This window comes from Candidatus Blastococcus massiliensis AP3 (assembly GCF_000582785.1).
GTDB lineage: Bacteria > Actinomycetota > Actinomycetes > Mycobacteriales > Geodermatophilaceae > Blastococcus > Blastococcus massiliensis.
Genome location: NZ_HG931175.1, coordinates 14295 through 16227 on the forward strand (window position 1 = coordinate 14295; position 1933 = coordinate 16227).

Annotated in this window: 1 protein-coding gene and 2 pseudogenes; all 3 read left to right on the forward strand. The window is 77.8% G+C overall.

Going from position 1 to position 1933, the window contains the following annotated elements:
- Positions 1-566 (forward strand): annotated as a pseudogene (locus tag BN344_RS14225) (hypothetical protein); the annotation flags it as partial.
- A gap of 110 nt (positions 567-676) precedes the next feature.
- Positions 677-1441, forward strand: a pseudogene (locus BN344_RS21060) (lipid II flippase MurJ); the annotation flags it as partial.
- A gap of 100 nt (positions 1442-1541) precedes the next feature.
- Positions 1542-1933 (forward strand): lipid II flippase MurJ (locus BN344_RS21065; RefSeq protein ID WP_331279643.1); only part of this gene is annotated, 392 nt, incomplete at its 3' end.

Consider the following 1933-nt stretch of genomic DNA (forward strand, 5'->3'; position numbering starts at 1 on the left):
GTCGGTGCGCGGCCGGAGCAGGCACGCGACAAGGGGCTGGCCGGACACCTGCGGGCGCTGCGGGCCGGCCGGGTCTCGGCCGGTGCGGTCAAGGTGGCCGGGATCGGCGCCGCGGGCGCTGTCGCCGCGCTGCTCACCGCCCGCGGCCGGGGGCCGGCGCCCTGGGCGACGTCGTCCTCACCACCGGCCTCGTCGCCGGCACCGCCAACCTGGTCAACCTGCTGGATCTGCGTCCCGGGCGGGCGGCGAAGGCCGGCCTGGTCACCGCCGCGGCCACGCTGGGCGGGCCCGGCGGAGCCCTGGTGGCCGGCCCGCTCGGCGCGACCCTCGCGGTGCTGCCCGCCGACCTGGGGGAGCAGATCATGCTCGGCGACAGCGGTGCCAACGCCCTGGGGGCGCTGCTGGGACTGCGCCTGGCAGCAGCACCGTCCCGTCCCCGCCGGGCAGGCCTGCTCGCCGGCATCGTGGCGCTGACGCTGGCCAGCGAGAAGGTCAGCTTCACGAAGGTCATCGAGGCGACCCCGGGGCTGCGGGACCTGGACCGGCTCGGCCGCCGGACGTCGTGACCCGCCGCACGGTCGCCCAGGGGGTCGCCGGGGCGGCGGTTCTGATCGCCGTCCTCACGCTCCTGGCCCGCGTGGCGGGGTTCGGCCGCACGCTCGTCCTGACCAACGCGGTGGGCGCGGGCAGCACCGGCGACACCTACCAGGCGGCCAACACCGTCCCGAACATCGTCTACGAGGTCGTCGCCGGCGGCGCCCTGGCCGCGCTCGTCGTGCCGATGCTGGCCGGAGGCATCGCGGTGGGCGACCGGGAGCAGGTCCGCCGCACCGCCTCGGCGCTGCTGGGCTGGACGCTGCTCGTCCTCACCCCGCTGGCCGTGGCCATCGCGCTGCTCGCCGAGCCCATCGCCCGGCTGCTGCTCGGCGACGGCGACCCGGCCAAGATCGACCTGGCCGCCCGGTTCCTGCTGGTCTTCGCCCCCCAGGTGGTCCTCTACGGCATCGGCATCGTGCTCGCCGGCGTGCTGCAGGCCCACCGGAGGTTCTCCGCGCCGGCCCTGGCGCCCCTGCTGTCGAGCGTCGTCGTCGCTGCGGCCTACCTGCTGTTCGCGGCCCTGGACGGCAGCCGGGGCGTCGCGGATCTCTCCACGCCGGCCGAGCTGGTGCTCGGCGTCGGGACGACGCTCGGCGTCGTCGCGCTCGGCCTGAGCCTGCTCCTGCCGGTGCGACGGCTGGGGCTGCGGCTCCGGCCGTCCCTCCGGTTCCCGGTGGGCGCGGCCCCCAGGGTGCGGCGCCTGGCGATCGCCGGGGTGCTCACCCTCGCCGGCCAGCAGCTGGTGGCCGCGGTCGCGATCCGGCTGGCGAACGACGGCACGCCCGACGGCACGCAGGTCGTCTACGCCGCGGGCCTGACCCTCTTCCTCGTGCCGTGGGCGGCGTTGGCCGTGCCGCTGGCCACCTCGGCCTACCCGGGGCTCGCCGAGCGCGCCGACGCGGGGGGACGAGAGCGGCTTCGCGCGCGCGCTGGCCCCGGTCGCCGTGCTCACGGTCGCCGCCTCGGCGGTGGCCGCCGCGGTCCTGGCGGCCGTGGCCGGGCCGATGGCGCGGGTGTTCTTCGCGGGGGGCTCCGACTTCGCGGTCGGGGCGCTCCGCGACACCACCGTGGCCTTCGCCCCCGGGCTCGTCGGCTACGGCCTGGTCGCACTGCTCACGCGGGCGCTCTACGCCCGAGGGCTCTGGAAGGCGCCCACCGTCTGCGTCGTCGGGGGCTGGCTGGTCGCCGTCGCGGCGGACCTGGTCCTGGCCGCCGTCCTGCCACCGGCCGACCGGGCGCTCGCCCTCGGTGCCGGCCACACGGCAGGCGTGACCGTCGCCGGGCTCGGCCTGCTCGTCGTGATCGCCCGCACCAGCGGCGGACGCGCGCTGACCGG